21 protein-coding genes and 1 tRNA gene are annotated in these 21,615 nt (G+C 50.1%); 14 read left to right on the forward strand and 8 right to left on the reverse strand.

What is annotated here, in order from left to right; all coding sequences use genetic code 11:
- Positions 1-183: 183 nt before the first annotated feature.
- Positions 184-1,140, reverse strand: coding sequence for a DUF1028 domain-containing protein (locus tag FJM74_RS12910; RefSeq protein WP_187263031.1), 957 nt, complete (start codon positions 1,138-1,140; stop codon positions 184-186).
- A 182-nt stretch (positions 1,141-1,322) separates the two neighbouring features.
- Between FJM74_RS12910 and FJM74_RS12915 the strand changes: the two genes are divergently transcribed.
- Together FJM74_RS12915 and FJM74_RS12920 are read left to right on the forward strand one after the other, a co-directional pair.
- Positions 1,323-2,165, forward strand: coding sequence for an NYN domain-containing protein (locus FJM74_RS12915; protein WP_241739127.1), 843 nt, complete (start codon positions 1,323-1,325; stop codon positions 2,163-2,165).
- Between the two features lie 553 nt (positions 2,166-2,718).
- On the forward strand, positions 2,719-3,903 hold the full coding sequence (locus FJM74_RS12920) for a proline dehydrogenase family protein (protein ID WP_187263032.1): 1,185 nt from the start codon (positions 2,719-2,721) through the stop codon (positions 3,901-3,903).
- A 454-nt stretch (positions 3,904-4,357) separates the two neighbouring features.
- Here the strand turns inward: FJM74_RS12920 and FJM74_RS12925 are convergent, their stop codons facing one another.
- Entirely contained in the window at positions 4,358-4,573 is a 216-nt protein-coding gene (locus FJM74_RS12925; RefSeq protein WP_187263033.1) for a hypothetical protein, read from the reverse strand.
- Between the two features lie 144 nt (positions 4,574-4,717).
- Here FJM74_RS12925 and FJM74_RS12930 point away from each other — a divergent pair, with 144 nt between their 5' ends.
- The 6 genes from FJM74_RS12930 to FJM74_RS12955 all read left to right on the forward strand — a co-directional run bounded on the left by FJM74_RS12930 (position 4,718) and on the right by FJM74_RS12955 (position 9,796).
- Positions 4,718-5,290 (forward strand): RNA polymerase sigma factor, encoded by a 573-nt coding sequence (locus FJM74_RS12930; protein WP_187263034.1) that lies wholly within the window; start codon positions 4,718-4,720, stop codon positions 5,288-5,290.
- Between the two features lie 57 nt (positions 5,291-5,347).
- Positions 5,348-6,436 carry a S1C family serine protease gene (locus FJM74_RS12935; RefSeq protein WP_187263035.1) on the forward strand — a complete coding sequence of 363 codons (1,089 nt, stop codon included), beginning with the start codon at positions 5,348-5,350 and terminating at the stop codon, positions 6,434-6,436.
- Between the two features lie 473 nt (positions 6,437-6,909).
- On the forward strand, positions 6,910-7,659 hold the full coding sequence (locus FJM74_RS12940) for a fasciclin domain-containing protein (protein WP_241739128.1): 750 nt from the start codon (positions 6,910-6,912) through the stop codon (positions 7,657-7,659).
- A 205-nt stretch (positions 7,660-7,864) separates the two neighbouring features.
- Positions 7,865-8,395 (forward strand): hypothetical protein, encoded by a 531-nt coding sequence (locus FJM74_RS12945; protein WP_187263036.1) that lies wholly within the window; start codon positions 7,865-7,867, stop codon positions 8,393-8,395.
- A gap of 318 nt (positions 8,396-8,713) precedes the next feature.
- Positions 8,714-9,142 (forward strand): response regulator, encoded by a 429-nt coding sequence (locus FJM74_RS12950; protein WP_187263037.1) that lies wholly within the window; start codon positions 8,714-8,716, stop codon positions 9,140-9,142.
- Positions 9,143-9,190: 48 nt separating this feature from the next.
- Positions 9,191-9,796, forward strand: coding sequence for a DUF4142 domain-containing protein (locus tag FJM74_RS12955; RefSeq protein ID WP_187263038.1), 606 nt, complete (start codon positions 9,191-9,193; stop codon positions 9,794-9,796).
- Between the two features lie 41 nt (positions 9,797-9,837).
- Here FJM74_RS12955 and FJM74_RS12960 read toward each other — a convergent pair whose 3' ends face one another.
- Positions 9,838-10,386 carry an arylesterase gene (locus tag FJM74_RS12960; protein WP_187263039.1) on the reverse strand — a complete coding sequence of 183 codons (549 nt, stop codon included), beginning with the start codon at positions 10,384-10,386 and terminating at the stop codon, positions 9,838-9,840.
- Between the two features lie 79 nt (positions 10,387-10,465).
- Positions 10,466-10,918 carry a PA2169 family four-helix-bundle protein gene (locus FJM74_RS12965; RefSeq protein ID WP_187263040.1) on the reverse strand — a complete coding sequence of 151 codons (453 nt, stop codon included), beginning with the start codon at positions 10,916-10,918 and terminating at the stop codon, positions 10,466-10,468.
- Between the two features lie 293 nt (positions 10,919-11,211).
- Between FJM74_RS12965 and FJM74_RS12970 the strand changes: the two genes are divergently transcribed.
- The 6 genes from FJM74_RS12970 (at position 11,212) to FJM74_RS12995 (ending at position 19,282) form a co-directional block, all read left to right on the forward strand.
- On the forward strand, positions 11,212-13,323 hold the full coding sequence (locus tag FJM74_RS12970) for a carboxy terminal-processing peptidase (RefSeq protein WP_187263041.1): 2,112 nt from the start codon (positions 11,212-11,214) through the stop codon (positions 13,321-13,323).
- Between the two features lie 304 nt (positions 13,324-13,627).
- The gene (locus FJM74_RS12975) at positions 13,628-14,983 is read left to right on the forward strand and encodes a M16 family metallopeptidase (protein ID WP_187263042.1); all 1,356 of its coding nucleotides are present in this window, start codon (positions 13,628-13,630) and stop codon (positions 14,981-14,983) included.
- Between the two features lie 47 nt (positions 14,984-15,030).
- On the forward strand, positions 15,031-16,680 hold the full coding sequence (locus tag FJM74_RS12980; RefSeq protein ID WP_187263043.1) for a M16 family metallopeptidase: 1,650 nt from the start codon (positions 15,031-15,033) through the stop codon (positions 16,678-16,680).
- 221 nt (positions 16,681-16,901) lie between these two features.
- On the forward strand, positions 16,902-17,906 hold the full coding sequence (locus tag FJM74_RS12985) for a c-type cytochrome (RefSeq protein ID WP_187263044.1): 1,005 nt from the start codon (positions 16,902-16,904) through the stop codon (positions 17,904-17,906).
- A 365-nt stretch (positions 17,907-18,271) separates the two neighbouring features.
- Complete coding sequence (locus tag FJM74_RS12990; protein WP_187263045.1) at positions 18,272-18,766, forward strand: methylated-DNA--[protein]-cysteine S-methyltransferase; 495 nt, start codon at positions 18,272-18,274, stop codon at positions 18,764-18,766.
- Between the two features lie 84 nt (positions 18,767-18,850).
- On the forward strand, positions 18,851-19,282 hold the full coding sequence (locus FJM74_RS12995) for an RDD family protein (RefSeq protein ID WP_187263046.1): 432 nt from the start codon (positions 18,851-18,853) through the stop codon (positions 19,280-19,282).
- 152 nt (positions 19,283-19,434) lie between these two features.
- Here FJM74_RS12995 and FJM74_RS13000 read toward each other — a convergent pair whose 3' ends face one another.
- From FJM74_RS13000 to FJM74_RS13015, 4 genes are all read right to left on the reverse strand, one after another.
- Entirely contained in the window at positions 19,435-20,013 is a 579-nt protein-coding gene (locus tag FJM74_RS13000; RefSeq protein WP_187263047.1) for a histidine phosphatase family protein, read from the reverse strand.
- A gap of 263 nt (positions 20,014-20,276) precedes the next feature.
- The gene (locus FJM74_RS13005) at positions 20,277-20,429 is read right to left on the reverse strand and encodes a hypothetical protein (RefSeq protein WP_187263048.1); all 153 of its coding nucleotides are present in this window, start codon (positions 20,427-20,429) and stop codon (positions 20,277-20,279) included.
- A gap of 226 nt (positions 20,430-20,655) precedes the next feature.
- Positions 20,656-20,737: transfer RNA gene (locus tag FJM74_RS13010), tRNA-Leu, on the reverse strand.
- Positions 20,738-20,831: 94 nt separating this feature from the next.
- Complete coding sequence (locus FJM74_RS13015; RefSeq protein WP_187263049.1) at positions 20,832-21,554, reverse strand: phosphatase PAP2 family protein; 723 nt, start codon at positions 21,552-21,554, stop codon at positions 20,832-20,834.
- Positions 21,555-21,615: the final 61 nt, after the last annotated feature.

The following is a 21,615-nucleotide window of genomic DNA, read 5'->3' on the forward strand; positions in this document are numbered from 1 at the left end:
TACTTTCGGCTACCGCACTACTTGCCTTAGGATAAATGGCCTGAAAACCGACAAACAATATATAGGCAGCAGTAGCTGTCGCCTTCAAAATTGAAATTTTCGATATACTTATTAAAATCTCCAGTTGATTTCAACTCCCTTGCTACTGTGGGTCCAGGAACTACAGATTGTATTTTACTCCCCCTACTCTAGCTCGAGCACCCTGGCTAGTTCCTTCTCTGGCAGCAGGAGCAAGCCTACCTCTGGTAGCCGGGAAGTGAGGTAGCGCCATTTTCTGTCTTTGCGGTATACCTCGCGGAGCAGCTTCAGCGCCAGGTTTACCTGCCCGTTGTTAGCCAGCGTAATGGCATGCCAGTACTTCATCTCCAGGTTCTGCGGGTACATGGCCTGGGCTTTTCCGTATTCGTCCATGGCCTGGGTCATTTGCCCCTGCCTAACTGCCAGGTCGCCATTGTTCATATGCTCGTAGGCCCTGTAAATCTTCAGCAGGCGCGCCAATTCTTCTAATGGGTGTGCGTGGTCATCTATGCGCAGGTCTATGGTTTTATCGTCCCAGGGCTCAGGGCTAGCTTTGTCTTTCACTACCACCAGCGCTGCCGATTGCCTGCCCCTGATATCGCCTCCTTCTTTCTCGGCTGCCTCCATGGCCTGCAGCACCCGCTCGGCCAGTGGTTTACCGGCACTTGTTTCGAAGGCTTTGGCCATGGCCAGCCATACTTTGGCACTCAGCATCATGTTGGCCTGCACCGAAAAATGTTTGCCCGTAGCGTGGCCGGCATACCGGATGCACTGGCTCCCTGTATGGGCCGCCACCCGCCCCTGGGCATCCATTATGGCCACCTGCCGCACCTCACGCCCCTCGTCATCGGCCAGCAGGTTTTCCAGCACCTGCTCCGGCGACTTCCCCTCCTTCAGGAGCGCCAGCCCCCGCAAGCCAAAAGACTTGTTTACGAACGACTGTGTAGCCACCATGCCCACACCCGCCTCTGCCCAGGGCACCGCCGTGCCAGCCGCAAACCAGTGGCTTTGTACGCCCACAGCCATTTCGCCTGCCCTAGGGTCGTGGGCGATAATAGAATAGGTATGAGCCAGTGGCTCCTTGGAGTTAAATACCTGGGGCCTGAGATTGGGTGGTGCCATCGAACCAAGTAAATATTGTGTGTAACATCTTTTCCGTCCTATAAAAGGGCTGATTCAGGTGAACAAAGTGCTGTTTATGAGATAATGCGTTTTGGAACACCCTGTGTAATAGCTTATCTGTAACTTGCACCGTATACAAATTTTTGCTTTATAAGTATAACATTAAAACTATATAGCTCAAAATGGCTTCAACAAAAGCCGCCATTAAAAAGCATTCTGATATGACAGATCCCTTCACCGAAAAAAAACCGCAGCGCATGGCCATGCTTATTGATGGCGATAATGCTCAGCCTAACCTTATCGTTAAACTCCTGGCCGAGGTCGGCAAATACGGCCCCATTACCATACGCCGCATCTATGGCGACTGGACCACGCCCCAGATGAACGGCTGGAAAGACTGCCTGAACAACCACGCCATACAACCTATTCAGCAGTTCCGGTACACGGTCGGCAAAAACGCCACCGACAGCGCCCTCATTATAGATGCCATGGATCTGCTCCACAGTGGGCTGGTAGACGGCTTCTGTATTGTGTCGTCTGACAGCGACTACACTCGGCTTGCTACGCGCATACGCGAATCTGGCAATTTTGTGATGGGCATCGGGCAGCGAAAAACGCCTAAGCCCTTTGTGAACGCCTGTAACATCTTTATCTACACCGAAAACCTGACCGAAACCATAGACGATCAGAAAATAGCGGTAGCAGACAAAAACACGCCGGGCGGCCAGGAAAATCCGAGGCCAAACCCGGTTCCTATGCTCAAAGAAGCCTACAGCATGGCTGTGGGTGAAGACAGCTGGGCACACCTGGGCACCATGGGCATGGCCCTTCGCCAGCTCGACCCCGCCTTCGACCCCCGGACATTTGGCTACAGCCAGCTCATACAGCTCATTAAAGCACACAAAGACCTTTTTACCATCCGAAAAGAAGACGACAAAGGCTCGTCGGCCGTGTACATCCAACGAAAGGCCAGCAAGCCAACCACCAGCGGCCGCGCCCGGAAACCCAAACAAAACAAGCCGTAGCCTATAGAGATCAAACTTTAAGACTCCTTGATGAATTTTCAGGGACCTTAACAGAGAGCCCCCTAACCTGCCTTTTAGGGTAGATCAGGGACTCTCTGCCATAGGAGAGCCGGCAGCACCAACACGGCCCAAACATAGCGCTCACCAGCCATATTCTATGCATATTTGCAACTAATACATCTTATCGGCGCTTATATTTCAAGCAGCAGCTTCTTTTATTAAATTTTTCACATTTAGCACATCTCCACCTATATCTCCTGCCACTGTTTACCAAATTATTTTGCACCAGTCCGGCAACAGGAGCCAGCAACTTCCCTGATTTTATATTTATGAGTAAAAAAGCCTCCTACTTCTTTCTATAAGCCAAAACCAGGGCTCTCCTGCCTTTGGCAACTGCTTTAGCAAGGCCACTCTTACCGGCCACGGCACCAGGCTAAGTGCCAGCAGCTATTCAACTCCATTTTAAAACTGCCAGAAAACAAAATTTCGGTATATCAGTTTTGTTATAAAACCAGCACCAAGCAGTATCTTTGCCAACCCTAGCAAGAATCTAATGAGCCCTACATCAACCGTATCCTTCGACAACACGGCTGTCGCCTTCTCTTCTAAATCTGACGCTGACCTGCTTAAAATGTACTGGATGTTTAAATCTATGAACAGTAGCGCGTTTGTAAAAGTAGGCGGAGCAATACTCAACACAGCCATTAAACTGCACCTGCCGATCCGGTTTATCATAAAGCCTACTATATTCGACCACTTTTGCGGCGGAGAAACTATAGAAGAGTCGGAGGAGACTATCCGAGAACTGGCCAAATTCAACATTGGCACCATCCTGGATTATTCGGTAGAGGGCGAGGGCGATGAGAAAAGCTTTGAGGCCACCTATCGTGAGCTCCTGCGCACTGTAGCCAAGGCAAGAGGAAACCCACACATTCCCTTCTCAGTGTTTAAAATGACTGGCCTCATAGATACAAAACTTTTGGAAAAGGTGCAGCAGCAACAGGAACTGACAGCTGATGAGCGGGGCGCCTTTGAGCGCGGCCGCGATCGCGTTAACAGTATCTGCAAAAGCTGCCACGAAGCAGGCGTGCGTGTCTTTATTGATGCCGAAGAAAGCTGGATACAAGATACCATCGACAACCTGACTTACGAGATGATGGCACTTTACAACAAGGACAGAGCCATTGTTTATAACACTTACCAACTCTACCGCCACGACCGCCTGCAGGTGATGCAGCGCGACTATGAGCAGGCGCTGGCCGCGGGGTACTACCTTGGAGCCAAGCTGGTGCGGGGAGCTTACATGGAAAAGGAGCGCGAACGTGCCCAGAACGAAAATTACCCCAGCCCGATCAACCCGACAAAAGAAGCATCAGACAAGCTTTTTGACGATGCCCTACGGTTCTGCATGCAGCACCTGGACCGCATAGCGATCTGCTCTGGCACCCACAACGAAGCAAGCTGTTACCTGCTCCTCGACCTGATGGCAAAGCAGCAAATAGCTCCCGGCGACCAACGCATTTACTTTGCCCAGCTCTATGGCATGAGCGACAACCTATCTTACAACCTGGCCAAAGCCGGGTATAATGTAGCCAAATACGTACCTTACGGTCCGGTGGAGGCCGTTATGCCTTACCTGCTTCGCCGGGCGAACGAGAACACAGCCATTGCAGGCCAAAGCAGCCGCGAGCTTATCCTGATCCGCAAAGAGATGGAACGCCGCAAAGCAAAAGCCTGAAACAGACTGAGCCCATGAGCCGTCTCCGGTAAGGCCATAGCAGGGTGAATAAAATGCCTCCGGAGGGACTTTTTCATTAGAATAATTTGATTGCTGGTTGCTAATAGTTAGTTGCTGATTGTTGAATGTCTGATCTGGCGGTTTGGAGATGAATTGCCAGAGCAACCTCAGAAAGCTCTTAACTCTTTAAAAGATCTTGTGCCCTAAGTCGTACTACTACCTGATACGAGTATCGTGATACGTGACTCCTGCGTCTGGTGCCCTAAAATAGCCTCCGGAGGGGCAATTTCATTAGAATAATTGCTGCTGCCTGAAAGAAACCCGAACTCGTAAGACCCTGAGCCAGAGGGCACTCACTCAACCGTGCAAAAACAAAAAGGCCCCGTACCGAAGCACAGAGCCTTTTTGTGTGTATGTAGAACTATAAGTAAACTATTGCAGTTCTGTTTTAAAATTACTGAGCTGGAGCAACTTCTTCAGTAGTAACTTCAGTTTCGGTAGTAACTGTAGAGTCAACTACAACTTCTTCAGCTGGAGCTTCTTCAGTAATTACTTCCTCAGTAGTTACTTCAGTTTCAGTAGCTTCTGTTTCAGTAGTAGCGGCGTCGTTGCAAGCAGTGAAAGTAACAACAGCAAAAGCAACAGCGGCGATTTTAAATAAATTTTTCATTTTGTGTTTGTAATTAAGTGTTTAGTATCGATTTTGAACATTCATACAGAAAATGAACAGAGGTAACCCGGCGTTTCTAAAAATAAAATTATTTTTTTTCTGTGGGTTACAAAAAGGCCCCTGGCGTATTAAATCTTGAAAGGAATGGAGAATACTTTGTATGAGACGGATGAGGCGATACTAGCAGGTATTCGTAAGGACGATGACAGAGCCCTTGCTTACCTCTACAAACTTCATTTCCCGATGATAGCTCATTTTATCCTCAACAACAGCGGAACCGAAGACGAGGCCAAAGATATTTATCAGGAAGGGGTTATCGTATTCTACGAGAAGATAAAGGATAACAGCCTGGAGCTCACCTGCCAGATCAAAACCTACCTGTACTCTGTTTGCAGGCGGCTGTGGCTAAAGCGGCTGGCAGAGAAAGGTCGATACGCCGTAAAAGTTGACGACGCAGAGGATTTTCTTCCGGCAGAGGACGATATAGCGCAGCACGAGGAGAATGAGCGGCAGTTTGAGCTGATGGGCGATGCCCTGGCGCAGCTCGGCGAACCTTGCCGCAGCCTGCTCGAAGACTATTATATACACATGCAGAACATGCAGGACATTACCGACAAATTTGGCTACACCAACTCCGACACAGCCAAAAACCAGAAGTATAAGTGCCTGCAGCGGTTAAAAAAGATTTTTTTCACGGCCTACAAGCCGCAAGTTTAAACAACCCGGTTTAGGGTTAACGCCTTCGCCAAAACGAGGCCCTTAGATACTATAAAAATGTTTGACTACAGCATATATGAGCAGATAGAGCGCTACCTGGGCGGCGGCATGGTAGCCGAGGAGAAAGTGGCTTTCGAGGCGCTCTTGCAAACCGATACCCGTCTGGCAGAGAAAGTGCGCGAGCACCAGACACTCCTGAAAGCCATGCGCCAGCACGGGCAGCGGCAGTCGCTGCAGCAGAAGCTTAACCTGATGCATACCGAAATGGTGGCAGAGTCGGCAGCTGCCTCCCCCTCCATGTTCAAGGTGTTCTGGAACAAGCATCGCCAGACCATGGCTGTGGCCGCCAGCGTATCGCTGCTTTCGGTTTTCGGCACCCTATGGAGTGTGCAGCAGTTGAAGGAACCTGTACAGCAGCAAACAGCCCGCTATGTAGAGTTGCGCCGCGAAGTAGAGCGGATCAAAAAGGAACAGCGCGCCATTATAGACGGGATTATGGGCACCGAAGCCGAGAAGCCTGCGCCACGTACGGCCCGTTTCAGCGGCACCGGCTTTGCTGTCTCATCCGATGGCTACATCGTAACCAACTCGCACGTAATAGAGGGAGCCGACTCTGTGATGATCGAGAACAAGGCCGGCCTGCGCTTTAAAGTTAACGCCGTATACCGCGACAAAACCCACGACCTGGCAATTCTGAAAATAGAGGACCCTGCCTTTGAGGGCTTCGGGAAGCTGCCTTATACCTTTAAAACTACAGAGTCTGACTTGGGGGAGAAAGTTTTCACGTTAGGATACCCGCGCGAGGACATCGTGTTCGGCGAAGGATCGCTCAGTTCCTCCACTGGTTTCGAGGGCGATACCACTGCCTACCAGATCTCTATTCCGTTGAACCCTGGCAACAGCGGCGGTCCACTGCTGGATGACAAGGGAAACCTCATCGGCATTATCAGTGGCAAACAGGCAGGCCAGGAAGGTGCCGCCTTTGCCGTTAAGTCAGCTTACCTGCTCAAGGTGCTGGGCGATATGCTTACCACTGACTCAACAAAAGTAGCCCTGCCACGCCATAATCACTTGGCAGGCAACGGCAGGCCCCAGCAGCTTAAAAAGCTGAAGGATTACGTGTTTGTGGTAAAGGTCTATAACTAAACACTATACAACAATCCAATACCAAGAAGAAGGCAGCCGCAACTGCCTTCTTTTTTTTGTCAGATAGCAAGGCTTCCGGAACTCGCCTGCCAGTTGACTGAAGGGATCTCCCACATCATTTGCCATACTTCATCCGCTACTTTTTTCGCTCATTGGCTACGAGAACTTAACCAATAACATACCCCTGAGCGACCATATTTGCACTTTTATCACTTGCTCTTAACACCACAATTATCTCTATTTGCTATTAAATAGTTAAACGGCTTATTTCCAGCGTAAACGTCCGCCTTATTTTAGCCTACGCCTTATAAAAAAAGTCTAAGGGTAACCTCAATTAGAGCTCCGCAAAAATTATTTTATCAAAAAGTTAACATTTTCTGTTTTATTCAGTTTAATAAGTTTACGTGATTAGCATCTTAACCTCAGGCAGGAAAGTGCTAAATACAAATTATTAATTTATTAAGACACGTACTATGAAAAAGAGAATGTTAAAACCATTGGCAGCCATAGCTGTAATATCCATGACCATGTTTAGCTGTGCAAGTTCCAACGACCAGATGAACAGTACCGCGATGGATGACACCACCACGAGCGAAACGCAGCGCATGGCAGGTACCGATGAACAAATGGACCAGACACACCAGACCGATATGAACTCAGATATGGCCAGAACGGAAACTGCTACTGGATCAGACTCTGTTCGTTACGAATCTGATGTACGCAGTGGCGGCCTCGTGCTGACAGACGACATCGCCTATAGCGACATGTTCGATGAGATAGAAGACACCAAACAGATGGGTGTTTTGGAGCTGGCAAGAACCAGCAGCAACCTTTCTACTTTCATTAAACTGGTTGAACAGGCCGATATGGCTTCTGCCTTAGAAACAGAAGGACCATTTACGGTATTTGCCCCAACTAACGAAGCCTTTGCCGCCTTACCCGAAGGCAAGCTGGAGTACCTCATGAAGCCTGAAAACAAAGCAGAACTGATCCAGACACTTCAGTCGCACTTTCTGGGTGCAGATGTTTCGTCGGTACAGTTTTCCAGCACACAACGTATTGGCGCCGGAGATGACAAGTATATTCCAATCGATGTTACAGCAAATACCACTACCATTGGCGGCGCAACTATTGTAAAGCCTGACGTGAAAGCCTCTAACGGGGTAATCCATGTGGTAGACGCTATTATCACGCCAGTTGCTGATACCGGTGTTACCAGATAACAAACCTATTATTTAAAACCTCTGAAAACCCCTCCTCCGCGGAGGGTTTTTCATGAAATACTTTGCCGGAATATGGTTCCTCTTTCGCTTTCGGATAATGAAGGAAGAGCTATAACCCTCGAAACCAATACCTTTAATAGTCGTTTACAATAAAACGGTTATTAAAAACCCGACTTAACTTCATAAAACTAAAAAAAATAAAACTATGACAAACGACAGAGATAGAGCTGGCATGATGACAGCAATGTTCAGAGACAGAGACAGTGCAGAGCGTGCTTACAACGAACTTCGTTCGCGGGGCTATGACAAAGACGACATTAACGTTGTAATGTCTGATGATGCCCGCAAGCGCCATTTTGGCGATAACGACGAAAACACCGAGTTAGGAAACAAATCGCTGGAAGGTGCTGGAGCAGGATCTGCCATAGGCGGTACGCTTGGTGCCATAGTAGGCGCAGTAGCTGCCATCGGTACTTCTGTAGCCATACCTGGTCTAGGCCTTATAGTGGCCGGTCCGTTGGCGGCCGGTCTGGCTGGGGCTGGCGCCGGTGGCTTAACCGGTGGTCTTATCGGAGCCTTGGTGGGTGCCGGTATACCAGAAGAACGTGCCAAAGTCTATGAGTCAGGCATTAAAGAAGGCAACATCGTATTAGGCTTTAAACCGGAGACGGAGGAAGATGCCCGCTATTTTGAGACCCACTTCCAGAAAAACAGAGGTGAGCATATCTATTACTAATAGGATGTAGCGGTCGACTTATAATTTACTTCTAAAAGGCTGCCCATTGCGGGGCAGCCTTTTTTGTTGTTGTTCCGGATAACTATTTATACTTCCGGGTAATTCTCCAAACTAGCCTGAAGGCATCTTAGGAGAAAATAAAATATATTAAATTCATAAAGAAGCCACAATACATTTTATTAATATAACATTGAATACCAGCATTTTACAACACACCTGTTAAATCTTTAAATAAATCCTCCAAAAAAAGCTTGGATTAAAACACATTTAATATATATTGCGATATTCTATTACATATTCGCGACATAATAGTATTTTATGCCCAGGTTAAAACACATCTTACTCATAAATAACGATCCTATCCACAACCTGTTCTCGCAGATTGTACTGGAAGATGCAAACGCATCTGAGCTTATAACGGTGTGCCAGAGCATGCCCGAAGCTATCGAGTTCTTAAACAATATCAGCTCTGGCACCGGTATTCCTTTTCCGGATCTTATCCTGCTGGACATCAACCTGCCTGATAACGGATGTATTTATTTCCTGGATACCTACCATGCGCTCAATTATCATATCACCGAGCCAACGGCTATCTCAATTTTTACAGCATCCATTGGTTTTGAGCTTACAGAACTGGCGCACCAATACAGTGCTGTCGCAAGTTATATTCCAAAGCCGCTATCCTTAACATCCCTGTACAAGGTGCTCACCCCTACCTTCTCCTACAGCCTGAGCAAACAATTTTAAATAGTTTCGTATGCATTAGGTAACTACTATACCTAACGTTTATAAACTATGCAAAAATACATTATTGTAGCCAGTGCATTACTCGGCACCCTTACCTTTGCCGCCTGCGACTCCGGCACAAACACAGAACAGCAAACCAAAGCAGGAACAGTAACCGAAGCCGTTGCCGGCGACATAGACTCCATTAGCGCTGAGAAGCGCGAACTGCTTCCGGTTGCGGCCAGAGCCAGTTTAATGCAGATCGAACTGGGGCAGCTGGCGGCTGAGAAAGGCCAGTCGGACCAGGTAAAGCAATACGGGCAGCAGATGGTGGATCAGTATTCTTCAAAAAAAGATGAACTCCGCGACTTTGCCGGCAATTATGGGGTTTCGCTACCAGGAACGCTGAACGAGGACCAGCAAAAGCAATTACAAAAACTCCGGGAAACCAAACCAGAAGATTTCGACATGGCTTACTGGGATCAGGCCATTGACGCACACAAAGAAGCCATAGACAGGTTCGAATCGATTCTGAATGAGCCGGAAGAAGCGCTTGCCAATCCTTTCGGGCTTTGGGCCAGAAGCACCCGAAAAGAAAAAATGGCCCAGATGGAACAGGCTATGCGATTCAGGCTGGACCAAAAAGACATTCTCAGAAAAAGATCAGGCTTATAACAGGCAGGGGGAGGCGCTCTATTACCGGCGTCTTCCTTTCTTTATAACAACTCCTGCAATACGGTCCAGGTATGGTTTGCCAGCACCTTCTGCCCCTCTGCATTGGGGTGCAGGCCATCTGGCAGGTTAAGTTGCTGCATTCCTGCTACGCCCTCGAGTAAAAAAGGCAGGAAATGAACATTGTTCCTGAGCGCCAATTCCCGGAAAAGGACCCTGAACTCAGCTGCGTAGCGTCCTGGCACAATATCCGGGATCTCCATACCAGAGAGCAGAATCTTGGCATCCGGGCATTTCTTCTTCACCTTATTTATAATTTCCTGCAGGTTCTGCGAAGTCTCTCTGGCCGGTATTCCCCGCAGGCCATCATTTGCGCCCAGCGCCAGCACAAAAATGTCGACCGGCTGATTCAGCCAGTAGTCCAGGCGATGAACACCTCCTGCTGTTGTATCGCCGCTAAGACCCGCATTTACAACCTGGTAATCGTGGCCATGCTCCAGCAGGCGCTGCTGAATGAGCGCCGGGTAAGCCTGAGAAGCCGCCAGCCCATACCCGGCTGTCAGGCTATCTCCAAAAAACAAGATTCTTTTCATATTCCAGCTTCTGCCATTCCTAAACTCAAAAAGAAAGGGCTATCAGTAGCCCTTCTTATTATAATCATGCCATACGTGCCTAGCTTCCAGCGCTTTTCATCTTTTTAAGTTGCTCACAAGCTTTTAGCGATGCCTGCTTTTGCTGCTCTATCAGTTGCTGCAGATCGTTGGGCAGTTCGCCGCTGGCCAGTGCGTCGTTATAGGCTTTCTGGGCCCATTCTTCTCCATATAGGTTAGAGTTGATGACCGCCTCTTCATTGTGGCCTGTCAGCGTCTCTTTCAGATCCATCCACTGCCGGTAAATTTTGCCCTTTATGGTTGTGTCTGTTTCTTTGCTGCCACCGTACTTACTTATCTGGCTGTTCAGCTCAGAGGCAAATTTCCTGCTCTGGCTCGACAGCTCCCGGTAGTAAGAGGTATGGGCCGGATTTTCAGTTTCTTTGGCCGCATGCTCATAACCTTCTACCCGGTCGTTAACGAACTCGGTAAGCTCCTGCAGCTTATGCACCACATCTTCATCTGTTTTTTTCATAGCTCTTGCATTTGTTCTCCGTTCAGGAAACGAAAAATCAGGAAAATCGGTTATGAATAATCCTGCTTCCACGACGAGATTATTTTTCAGAGGACCGTAGAAAGTGCTCCTCCACAGGCTGCTCAGGGAGCCAGTTGCATAGGAAAAATGGTTCAGACAAGTCCTAAACTCTGTTGCCGCTTTTGCAAAGTGGCAACATTTATTTACATTACACGCTAATGCTCTTTTTGATTGCCAGCAAAATCTACGGCATCACTTTTGCGTATTAGTAATTAGTTCAACTTACAAAACAGATGCTATCCTTGACAACCAGAATAAAAATATTGCTGTCAGTACTAGCTGTTATACTTGTAACAGGCTCGTTTATTCTTTACAGCAAAAACCATACACCGGAAGGAAAAAATGAAATACTGATCCAGGCCCTGATGCAGGGGCTGAACAGCGTTCATTATCGGCCCGAAAAAGTAGATGACGCCTTCTCAAAGAAAGTGTTTGACCTGTACCTGCAACGCCTCGACTTTAACAAGAAATTTTTGCTGGAGTCTGATGTGGCGCAGCTGCGAAAATATGAGAAGCAGATAGACGACCAGCTAAAGATGGGATCTTACGAGCTTTTTGACGTATCTGCTGACCTGATCGAGAAGCGCACCCAGGAAGCGGCAGCTTTTTACAGAGAAATTCTAAAGACGCCTTTTGACTTCGAAAAAGAGGAGTCGATTGAACTGGATGGCAAAAAGCTGGCTTACGCCAAAAACACGGCTGCTTTAAAAGAAGCATGGCGCAAACAGCTCAAGTACCAGACACTGGTGCAGCTCACCGGCCTGCAGGAAAGACAGGAAGCTGCGCTGAAGAGCGATGACAAAACCGCGAAAAAGACATTTGCCCAACTCGAGGAAGAAGCCCGCCAAAAAGTGATGACCTCTTACGAGGAGCTTTACAAGCGGCTGGCCAAGATTACCAGAGAAGAGCGCCGCTCCACTTACATCAATGCCATTACCAATGTGTATGACCCGCACACCAACTACCTGCTCCCGAAAGCTAAATCGAACTTCGACATAGAGTTTACAGGAACGCTGGAAGGTATTGGCGCCTCTTTGCAGGAAAAAGACGGTCAGATTAAGGTGATGGAGATCGTACCTGGCAGCCCCTCTTTCCGCCAGGGAGAACTGAAACCAGGCGATGCTATTGTGAAAGTAGCCCAGGGCGACCAGGAACCTGTGCTGATAGAAGGCATGCGCCTGGATGACGCGATACAACTGATCCGCGGCAAAAAAGGAACCGAAGTACGCCTAACGGTAAGAAAGCCGGATGGCAGCTCCAGAATTATCCCGATTGTGCGCGACCTGATTATTATTGAAGAAACGTTTGCGCAGTCGGCCCTGATAGAAGATACCAAAAAGATAGGCTATATTAACCTGCCAGGCTTCTATGCCAACTTCGACCGCAGGGAAGGTGGCCGCAACAGCGGTGCCGACGTGAAGAAGGAAGTAGAAAAACTAAAGGCCGCAGGAGCCGATGGCCTGGTGCTGGACCTGCGCAACAACGGTGGCGGCTCTCTGGCCGATGCTATTGAAATGGCAGGCCTGTTTATCGAAAAAGGGCCGATCGTTCAGGTAAAATCCTCTTCCGGCAAAGTAGCGGTTCTGGACGACCCGGGGCCGCAGGTGCAGTTTGCCGGTCCGCTGGTGGTGCTGGTAAACGGAAACAGCGCCTCGGCCTCCGAGATTCTGGCAGCCGCCATGCAGGACTATAAGCGCGCTGTTATTATAGGCAGCCCTACCTATGGCAAAGGAACCGTGCAGCAGTTCTTCGAGCTCGACGATGCCCTGTCGTCGCAGTACGATGCCTTTAAGCCGTTTGGGGCGCTGAAGCTTACTACCCAGAAGTTCTACAGAGTTAATGGCGGCACCACCCAGCTGAGAGGAGTGAAACCCGATGTTATTTTACCAGACACTTATAGCTACCTGGAGTTTGGCGAAAAAGACCAGGAGTATCCGCTGCCGTTTGATGAAATAGCGCCAGCCAAATACAAACCCTGGACCAACAGCAAAATAAACCTTGCCAGGATACAGGCCAACAGCCGCAAGAGAATTGCAGAGAACCAAAGCTTTACCCTTATAGAAGAAAGTGCCAGGCGCCTGAAACAACTCTCTGATAACACCACACGCTCGCTGAAATACACCACCTATTTAGCAGAGGAGAAAAAAGCGGAGGCAGAGGCAAAACGATTCGAAGAGGCTCAGAAAGAAGTGCCCGTGCTACAGGTGTCAAGGCTTCCTCAGGACTTAAATGTCATCAACGGCGATACTGCCAAGGTAGCCCGTAACCAGGCTTTCCTGAAAAATCTAAAAACTGATATCTATGTAGAGGAAGCTGTTGCCATCATCAACAACGGCCTGCTCTAAGAACACCTTATACCAGAAGGAAAGCCGGCTACTTTAGCCGGCTTTTTTTGTGCCACAGCCTAGCCCCCCGTTTCAGCAGGCATAATCATTCCCCTGCATCCGGCGGAGAGCAGCAGCAGGAGCAGAAGAGAGTTCTGGAGGTCTATTTGTATTAGAATAATTCATTCCTGAACCTGAAACAGGCTTTATGCTGCACAAAACACTACCAAATCTCCGCACTTCCAGCACAACTTTTGCTACATATATACCCGTAAAACAATCGCAACAACCCACAACTCACAACTCACATCTTAACAATTTTTCTATGAACTATAGATTGATCGCCCTTTGGCTGCTCCTGGCCTTTGCCGCTCCGGCAGTAGTAGCCCAGAGCAGCACAAGCAACAAGATCCTGCCCTACCCCATTCACCAGAAAAAGCTCGACAACGGCCTCAACGTGGTAACGGTTCCTTACAACAGCCCCGGACTGGCGGCGTTTTACCTGCTGGTGCGGGCAGGCTCGCGCGAAGAGGTGGAGCAGGGCAAAACCGGCTTTGCGCACTTTTTTGAGCACATGATGTTCCGCGGCACCGACAAATACCCGACCGAGGCCTACAGCGACATCCTGAAAGCCATGGGCGCATCCGCCAACGCCAACACCTCCCTGGATCGCACCCTCTACCACATGACCGGCAATGCCGACATGCTCGACAAGATGTTTGAGCTGGAGGCCGATCGTTTCCAGAATCTGAAGTACTCCGTACACGACTTTAAGACAGAGGCCGGTGCCGTGAAAGGTGAGTACACCAAAAACTCAGCCAACCCTTACCAGCAGCTCTACGAAAAAACCGTGAGCACCGCCTTTACCAAGCACACCTATGCCCACACCACTATGGGCTTTTTTAAGGATGTGGTAGACATGCCCAACCAATACGACTACTCTCTTAAGTTTTTCGACCGTTTTTACCGCCCTGAGTACACCACCATTATTGTGGTGGGCGATGTAACGCCGGAGCGCGTGAATGCGCTGTCGGAAGAGTATTTTGGCAGCTGGGAGCGTGGCAGTTACCAGCCTGACATTCCGGTAGAGCCAAAGCAGGCCAGAACACGCCACGCGCACGTGAAACAAACCGGTTTTCCGCCCTACCTGAGTCTTAACTACAAAGGCCCCGCCTTCTCCGACAAAAACAAAGACCTGCCGGCGCTCAATATCCTCACCACCCTCTTGTTCGCCGAAAATTCTGACCTGTACCGGAAATTGGTGGTAAACGAGCAAAGGGCGCGGTTTATAGGCGGCAGCGCGCAATTCGCCCGCGATCCGAATCTTATCACGGTAGCTGCCTCTGTGGTAAAGCCGGAGGATTTACAATACGTGAAAGACGAGCTGACAAAGGCGCTGAATGCAGCAAAAACCAAACCCATGGACAGCCGGAAAATAGAGGAAACCAAATCGCGCATAAAATACGGCTTCGCCATGAGCATGGACAGCCCCGATGCCATTGCCAACGCCCTGGCGCGCTTTACCTGGCTCACCGGCGACCCGGAGTCGCTGAACAACACCTACAGCCTCTACGACAGCATTACGGCCAAAGACCTGATGGCAGTAGCCAAAAAATACTTCACAAACCAGACCCTGACGGTAGGCACCATCTCCCCTGCCGAAAAATCGCCTGTGAAATAACCCTTGGCACCTTATTCACTCAATCAACATCTGTTAGTTTACCTCGCATGAAAAAATTAGCTGTTTATATACTACCTGTTGTGTTTGTGGCCCTGGCATGTGCCAGACAACCGCAGGCTGCACAAACTACTGTCACACCGGCCACTCCCACGCCACCCGCTTCTACATTCTCCAGCCCACGCACCTACGATGCCAACCTGGCCTTTGGCCCGGATAAGGTGGTGGAACTGCCCCGGCCGGAGTCGAACAAGGTCACGTTTAAGGTGATGTTCAAAAACGGCTCCATGTCTGACCCGGCAGGCAAGGAAGGACTCACTTTTACCACTGCCCAACTGCTCACAGAGAGTGGCTCCCAAAGCATGTCGCTGGCCCAGATCAAGGACAGGCTCTACCCGATGGCGGCCCAGTACTCCGTGAACGTAGACAAGGAAGTGACCACCTTTACCTTTGCCGTGCACCAGGACTTCCTGAACGAGTTTTACCAGATCATGCGTGGCCTTATCCTGACGCCCGCCTTTGCCGAAGAAGATTTTAAGCGCGTTATCTCGAACCAGCAGAACTACGTGGACCAGGTCATCAGGGCTTCTTCGGATGAGGAGTACAGTAAAAAGGCGCTGGAGGATCTTTTGTTCAGGGGCACCAACTACCAGCATAAGCCAGAAGGAACCTCCGCAGGTGTAAAGAACATTACCCTGGAAGATGTAAAAAACCACTACCGCAATTTCTTTACGCGCCATAACGTAATACTGGGCGTAGCCGGCAACTACAGCCCCGAGTTCCTGAACCAGCTGAAGCAGGACGTGGCGCAGCTACCCGAAGCGAAGCCAAACATTCCGGCCGCAGGCAGGCCCAACCAGCCAAACGGCCTGCAGGTAGAGATCATTAAAAAGACCAATGCGCTTGGTTCAGCCATTTTTACGGGTACGCCCATGCCCCTTACCCGCACTGCCGATGAGTTTGCCGCGCTCATGGTGGCCAACTCGTACCTGGGTGAGCACCGCAAAAGCTACGGCAAGCTCTACGACAAGATCCGCAGCACCCGCTCCATGAACTACGGCGACTACTCCTACATAGAGTGGTACGACAACGGGGGCAGCAACATGCTTCCTAACCCCGGCGTGCCCCGCACCTCCAATTACTTCGCCCTCTGGATCAGGCCGGTGCAGACTGCCAAGGGTTTGCGCCAGCAGTACCCGGAACTAAAGGATGTAACCGTAGGCCATGCCCATTTCGCCCTGCGCCTCGCCATCCGGGAGGTAGATAACCTGATCCGGAACGGCATGTCGCAGGAGGACTTTGAGCTCACGCGCAAGTTCCTTCGCTCCTACATGAAACTCTATGGCCAGACCGAGGAGAAACAGCTCGGCTTCCTGATGGACTCCCGCTTCTATGGCCGGCAGGACTACCTGCAGGAGATGGACGATTTGCTGGCAAAGCTGACTGTGGAAGATGTGAACAACATGGTGAAGAAATACTGGCAGGTGAACAACATGTTCGTCACCATCGTGACTGACGACAGCGAGGCGGAGGCGCTGGCAGAGGCGCTGCGGCAGAACACGCCTTCGCCCATGAGTTACTCCAACCTGGTGAAGGAAGGCCTGCCAGCAGAGGTAGTGGCCGAAGACAACATCATTTCGACCTATCAGCTCAATGTAGAAAACGTGAAAGTGATAGACAGCCAGGATACATTTCAATAATCAGCCTAAGCGAGTCAGAAAGCCGCAGAAGTTTCGTACTTCTGCGGCTTTTTTCTTTATCAGCTTGTATATCAGCGTTATAACAGACAAAATAATATAGCAAAAGCCAGGTATATACTTGCAATTATTCTATTTATTTTTGAAATTAGCTAACTATCCGCCTCTACAGACTTGTTTGCACAAGCCTTCCTGTTCCTCTACCTAACCAATTAGCTTTAACAATGAAAAAATTATTCAAAATTATCGGGTTTATTTTGGCGGCAGTTGTGGTGATAGCTGCTGCAGGTGTGCTGTATGTACGCTTTGCCCTGCCCAATGTTGATCCTGCCCCCGCGCTTGCCTTCGACAAAACCGATGTGCTCGTAGCCCGGGGCAAATACCTGGCAAACCATGTTACCGTTTGCATCGACTGCCACTCGGAGCGTGACTGGAGCCGCTTTTCAGGACCTGTAGTTCCGCATACCGAAGGCAAAGGTGGCGAACGCTTCAGCCATGAAATGGGCTTTCCGGGCACATTCTATGCACGCAACATTACCTCCGATCCGGAAACCGGCATCGGCTCCTGGACCGACGGGGAGATTTACCGCGCCATTACCACAGGTGTGAACAAGGAAGGTGAACCATTCTTCCCGGTTATGCCCTATCCGTCGTATGGCAAAATGACGGATACCGATATACGGTCCATTATCGCGTATATACGCACGCTGGCGCCTATCAAAAACCCGGTGCCTGACTCCAAGGCAGATTTCCCGATGAACCTGATTCTGCGCACGATGCCTGTCCACTCCACCCCCACCAAAGAAACAGCCCTGAACGACGTGCTGGCCAAAGGGAAATACTTGGCGACCATCGGGGCCTGCGCCGATTGCCATACCCCTAAAGAAAAAGGTGCTAACATAGAGGGCATGGACTTCGCCGGCGGTATGGAGTTTGCCATGCCGATCGGCACGCTCCGCTCCGCCAACATAAGCCCCGACAAAAGCACCGGCATCGGCAACTGGACAGAAGAGGACTTTGTGAAGCGCTTTAAAGACACCGCCACGCCTGAAGCGCTGGCCAAGAAAGTAGCGCCCGGCGACTTTAACACCATTATGCCCTGGAGCATGTACGGCGGCATGGAGGAAAGTGACCTGCGCGCCATCTATAAATACCTGATGAGCCTGGAACCGATAAAGCATCCGATTGAGAAATTTACCCCAGCCGAAAAAACAGTAGCCAGAAAGTAAGGAGCAGCCCGATTCCAAGAGCCGCCAGACTTCATGAGCGTGGCTTTTCATGCCTGCAGACATGGTCCCGGTGAATTATTCTAATCAAAAAGCCCTTCCAGAGCCTTGGCGACGGAAGGGCTCTGCTTGCCCCTGCACTGCTGAATCGGCCGGCGAGGTGGTTGCTGCCTGTCAGGTTTTGGATTTGTAATTGGCTAATCGGAGATGGTACCAGAAACCCCCAACCTGAAATGATAAAGCGCCTCCGGAAGGCCATTTCCATTCGAATAATTGCGCTGAACCACGCAAACCACCAAAAGGCATACTCCGGCGAACGCGCAGTTGTCCGGGCTTTATAAGTTGACAAGAATTGGTAACTTACAACTATGGAAGCAAAAGTATCTACCACGTACCTGAACTCCCCGATTGGCTGGATCAGAATAACAAGCACCGCGCACGCCATTGAGTCCGTGCTTTTTGTGGAGGCGGCATCAGCTGGCTCAGTAGACCTTCCGGCGTGCCTGCAAACCTGCACGGCCCAGCTGTCGGAATATTTCAGGGGGGAACGCCGGCATTTCGACCTGCCCCTTTCGCCGCACGGCACCACCTTCCAGCGGCAGGTTTGGGAGGAGCTGAAGGCTATTCCGTTTGGCAAAACAGCTTCTTACCTGCAGGTAGCCAAAGCCATTTCCGGGGAGAAGGCGATCAGGGCAGTAGGAGCCGCCAACGGCAGAAACCCTTTGTGCGTGGTAGTGCCCTGCCATAGGGTAATCGGCAGCGATGGCAGCCTGACCGGCTATGCGGGCGGCCTGTGGCGCAAAGAGTGGCTCCTCCGGCACGAGGGGGCGCTGAAGCCAGAACAGCAGCTTACCCTGTTCTGACAAGGAAGAAAACGAGCCCCCTGTAACCAGATTGCACGCCGGGAGTATAAAAGAAGACGTCGTAATTTCATCTCTACATACTCTATGCAGCTTGTTTACAACAACTCCAGACTTAAACCCCGGACTGCGGACGCAGGCTCGCGTGCCATGGCGCTGCTACTAGACTGCCTGCTACTCTCCGCCATTATCGGCATAGCCGACTACTACACCATAAGCAGCGACGAATCTGCCCTATTTCTGAAACCAGAGCGCCTGCTCCACCTGCTACTCGGGTGGCTTTATTTTGCCGGTGCCGAAAGTGCTTCCTGGCAGGCTACCATAGGCAAATACCTGCTCGGGCTGAAAGTGACCAGCACATCCGGAGATCGTATCTCGTTTAAATGCGCCAGCATCCGCTACTTCACCAAGCCATTCACGGTCATTGCCTGGGTCATACGCCTTGCCATGGCAGCGCCAGCCTTCCTGTCCAGGTTCTTACATGACAGGCTGAGCAGCACCAGAGTGGTAGCCCTTTAGTTTCCGGTTAAAGCAGTGAAGGCTGTGACGCATACAACAGAAAAGGTTGCAAACCGCTACTTCAGCAACACAAAAGCCGGGCTCAGGTGACAAATGAAAAAGCTCCTTCTTCTCAGAAAGAGCTTTTAACCGGCCGCTTAGTTTTGGGCAGGTCAGTTATCGTACTTTTCTATTTCTACGGTGGCAGCTTTACCTGGGGTCATGGTTACTTTAAAGATATATCCATACTGAGTTTCGGGGATATGCGACATATTGCTTTTTGCTCCGAATGCCTGCACCAAGGGCAGCACCGTGTTAGAATGGCCGGCCACCACCACCTGCTGACCTGCATGATCCTGCAACAGCCTTTCTTTTAACCCCAGAAAATCGTTTGCGCTGTAAGTGGCAATTTCCAGGTTCCGCTCTTCGGCCAGAGGCCTCAGCGTGCTCTTTGTCCGGGCGTATCTGGTCGCGTACAGGGCATTTAGCTCTACATCCTGCAGCAACGCCCGCAGAGCCTCCGCTCTGGCTTTCCCCTCATCGTTCAGGTCAGGGTCCTGGTCATGGGGGTTCGAAATATCCTTCTCCGCATGCCGCACCACATAAACAGTAGTGGCGGCTGCTGCGGTGCCGGGGGCATACGTTCCCACGCCTGCCCTGGCTGTTTCTACTTCAGAGGCCGGCTGTGTGCAGGAGGCCGACGCACATAAAAATAAAAGCAGTAATGATGCAAATTGTAAAAGTTTTTTCATGTGTAAGGGCTATCACTTAAAATAAAGCAGGCTGTCTGCGGAATTCCTTTCTCTGCTAAAAGTCAAAGCCAGGTAAGAGGTGATCTAACTAAGCTGGGAAGCTGCTGTTCTCCAATTACGCTGCGGTCCTGTTGCCAGGCTGGCTCCTTCTAATGGCAAAAGTTTTTACAATTTAACTTTGCACATCCACACTATATTTGTCGGGTGGAGGAGTAATTATTCTAATGAAAAAGGCCCTCTACAGGAGTTTCGCCCTTTTGCTGTTACTGCTGATTAAACTCTTCCGGCAGTTTTCCGGCATGCACATCAAACAATCGGTTCTGCGCGTTACCCCTGCCAGGAAGTGTTAAGCCGGCCGGGAGCGAACGATGCCCGATCAGTAAATTTTTATTGAGGCGCCGCCTGAGTATCATCATTTCATTCTTAAAACACAGCTAAATATAATACTATAAAAGAAATAAAGCAACATGAATAACAGCACTTACAGCTCAAGGTATGAGGAGGCGCTCACCCGAAAAAGACCGGCATACAAAAGCCAGCTGTGTTGCACTTGATTTTAGAAAGGCTTTACCCCGCCAGGGCTGCCGGAGAGGAGAAAAACGAAAAAGGCCAGCTTTTCAGCTGGCCTTTGACTGGTGGTAGTGCGCACGGGGAGAGTCGAACTCCCACACCCGAAGGCACAGGCTTCTGAGACCTGCGCGTCTACCAATTCCGCCACGTGCGCGAAATATGTTCAGAAGTACCCGCCCATTTGTCGTGTTTGGGAGTGCAAATCTACAACGGTTTTTTTTACCTGCAATACTTTCCTGAAAAATATTTTATCGAGCGTCTACAGGCTCCTCCTCCACCACCGGATCGATCTCTTTCCTGGAAAATCGTTCAATTTTGCGCAGGGTCCATAAGCCAATGATCACCCACATAAAGCCGGCCGCGAAGCCTGCCATTACATCGGTGGCGTAGTGCACATGCAGGTAAATACGGCTAAAACCGATCATAAAAATCAGGAATGTAAGTATGGCCACCAGCGAGTAGCGCCACACCGGCGGCTCCACATGCTTCCAGGCAAGGTATATCAGCAAACCATAGAAAGAGGCGGCCACCATGGAGTGCCCGCTCGGGAAGCTAAGCCCGGAGGCCTCTACCAGGTGAGGCATCGCCGGGCGGGGCCTGTCGAACAGGTACTTCAGCACCACATTCAGGGTAATGCTCCCGAGTGCTACCACCGGTACCTTCAGCGAGTACCAATGGTGCTTCCGGACAAACAGAAAGTAGGCGATAAGCAGGAGCGCGGCAGGCGTCAGGAACTGGCGCGACCCGAAAAAAGTAATGAATTCGATAAAGCTGGTAAAGCCTGCCGTTGTGATGCTGCTGGCAAAATTAAAGGCAGCCGTGTCGAAGTTCAGGTTGCCTCCTTCTACTACCTGTTTGCTGATATACAGAAACAGGATAACACAAACCAGGAACAAGCCCCACGCCAGCAGGAGCTCCAGCGTGAAAAGCGCAAGCGCGGCAACAATTTTCTTATAAAAGCTTTTGATCATAATCAGGACAGATAATTTATTGGCGACAATAAGGTATATACGGCTGCCATACTCTTACGTA

The organism is Pontibacter beigongshangensis, from assembly GCF_014332515.1.
Taxonomy (GTDB): Bacteria; Bacteroidota; Bacteroidia; order Cytophagales; family Hymenobacteraceae; genus Pontibacter; species Pontibacter beigongshangensis.

Bases quoted from the DNA above. Each gene is read 5' to 3' on its own strand.
- FJM74_RS12935 (WP_187263035.1), top strand. From the start codon at position 5,348: ATGTTTGACTACAGCATATATGAGCAGATAGAGCGCTACCTGGGCGGC.
- FJM74_RS13015 (WP_187263049.1), bottom strand. From the start codon at position 21,554: ATGATCAAAAGCTTTTATAAGAAAATTGTTGCCGCGCTTGCGCTTTTC.
- FJM74_RS12980 (WP_187263043.1), top strand. From the start codon at position 15,031: ATGAAAAAATTAGCTGTTTATATACTACCTGTTGTGTTTGTGGCCCTG.
- FJM74_RS12970 (WP_187263041.1), top strand. From the start codon at position 11,212: ATGCTATCCTTGACAACCAGAATAAAAATATTGCTGTCAGTACTAGCT.
- FJM74_RS12915 (WP_241739127.1), top strand. From the start codon at position 1,323: ATGGCTTCAACAAAAGCCGCCATTAAAAAGCATTCTGATATGACAGAT.
- FJM74_RS12950 (WP_187263037.1), top strand. From the start codon at position 8,714: ATGCCCAGGTTAAAACACATCTTACTCATAAATAACGATCCTATCCAC.
- FJM74_RS12975 (WP_187263042.1), top strand. From the start codon at position 13,628: ATGAACTATAGATTGATCGCCCTTTGGCTGCTCCTGGCCTTTGCCGCT.
- FJM74_RS12940 (WP_241739128.1), top strand. From the start codon at position 6,910: ATGAAAAAGAGAATGTTAAAACCATTGGCAGCCATAGCTGTAATATCC.
- FJM74_RS12930 (WP_187263034.1), top strand. From the start codon at position 4,718: ATGGAGAATACTTTGTATGAGACGGATGAGGCGATACTAGCAGGTATT.
- FJM74_RS12960 (WP_187263039.1), bottom strand. From the start codon at position 10,386: ATGAAAAGAATCTTGTTTTTTGGAGATAGCCTGACAGCCGGGTATGGG.
- FJM74_RS12910 (WP_187263031.1), bottom strand. From the start codon at position 1,140: ATGGCACCACCCAATCTCAGGCCCCAGGTATTTAACTCCAAGGAGCCA.
- FJM74_RS12995 (WP_187263046.1), top strand. From the start codon at position 18,851: ATGCAGCTTGTTTACAACAACTCCAGACTTAAACCCCGGACTGCGGAC.
- FJM74_RS12985 (WP_187263044.1), top strand. From the start codon at position 16,902: ATGAAAAAATTATTCAAAATTATCGGGTTTATTTTGGCGGCAGTTGTG.
- FJM74_RS12955 (WP_187263038.1), top strand. From the start codon at position 9,191: ATGCAAAAATACATTATTGTAGCCAGTGCATTACTCGGCACCCTTACC.
- FJM74_RS12965 (WP_187263040.1), bottom strand. From the start codon at position 10,918: ATGAAAAAAACAGATGAAGATGTGGTGCATAAGCTGCAGGAGCTTACC.
- FJM74_RS13000 (WP_187263047.1), bottom strand. From the start codon at position 20,013: ATGAAAAAACTTTTACAATTTGCATCATTACTGCTTTTATTTTTATGT.
- FJM74_RS12925 (WP_187263033.1), bottom strand. From the start codon at position 4,573: ATGAAAAATTTATTTAAAATCGCCGCTGTTGCTTTTGCTGTTGTTACT.
- FJM74_RS12920 (WP_187263032.1), top strand. From the start codon at position 2,719: ATGAGCCCTACATCAACCGTATCCTTCGACAACACGGCTGTCGCCTTC.
- FJM74_RS12990 (WP_187263045.1), top strand. From the start codon at position 18,272: ATGGAAGCAAAAGTATCTACCACGTACCTGAACTCCCCGATTGGCTGG.
- FJM74_RS12945 (WP_187263036.1), top strand. From the start codon at position 7,865: ATGACAAACGACAGAGATAGAGCTGGCATGATGACAGCAATGTTCAGA.
- FJM74_RS13005 (WP_187263048.1), bottom strand. From the start codon at position 20,429: ATGATGATACTCAGGCGGCGCCTCAATAAAAATTTACTGATCGGGCAT.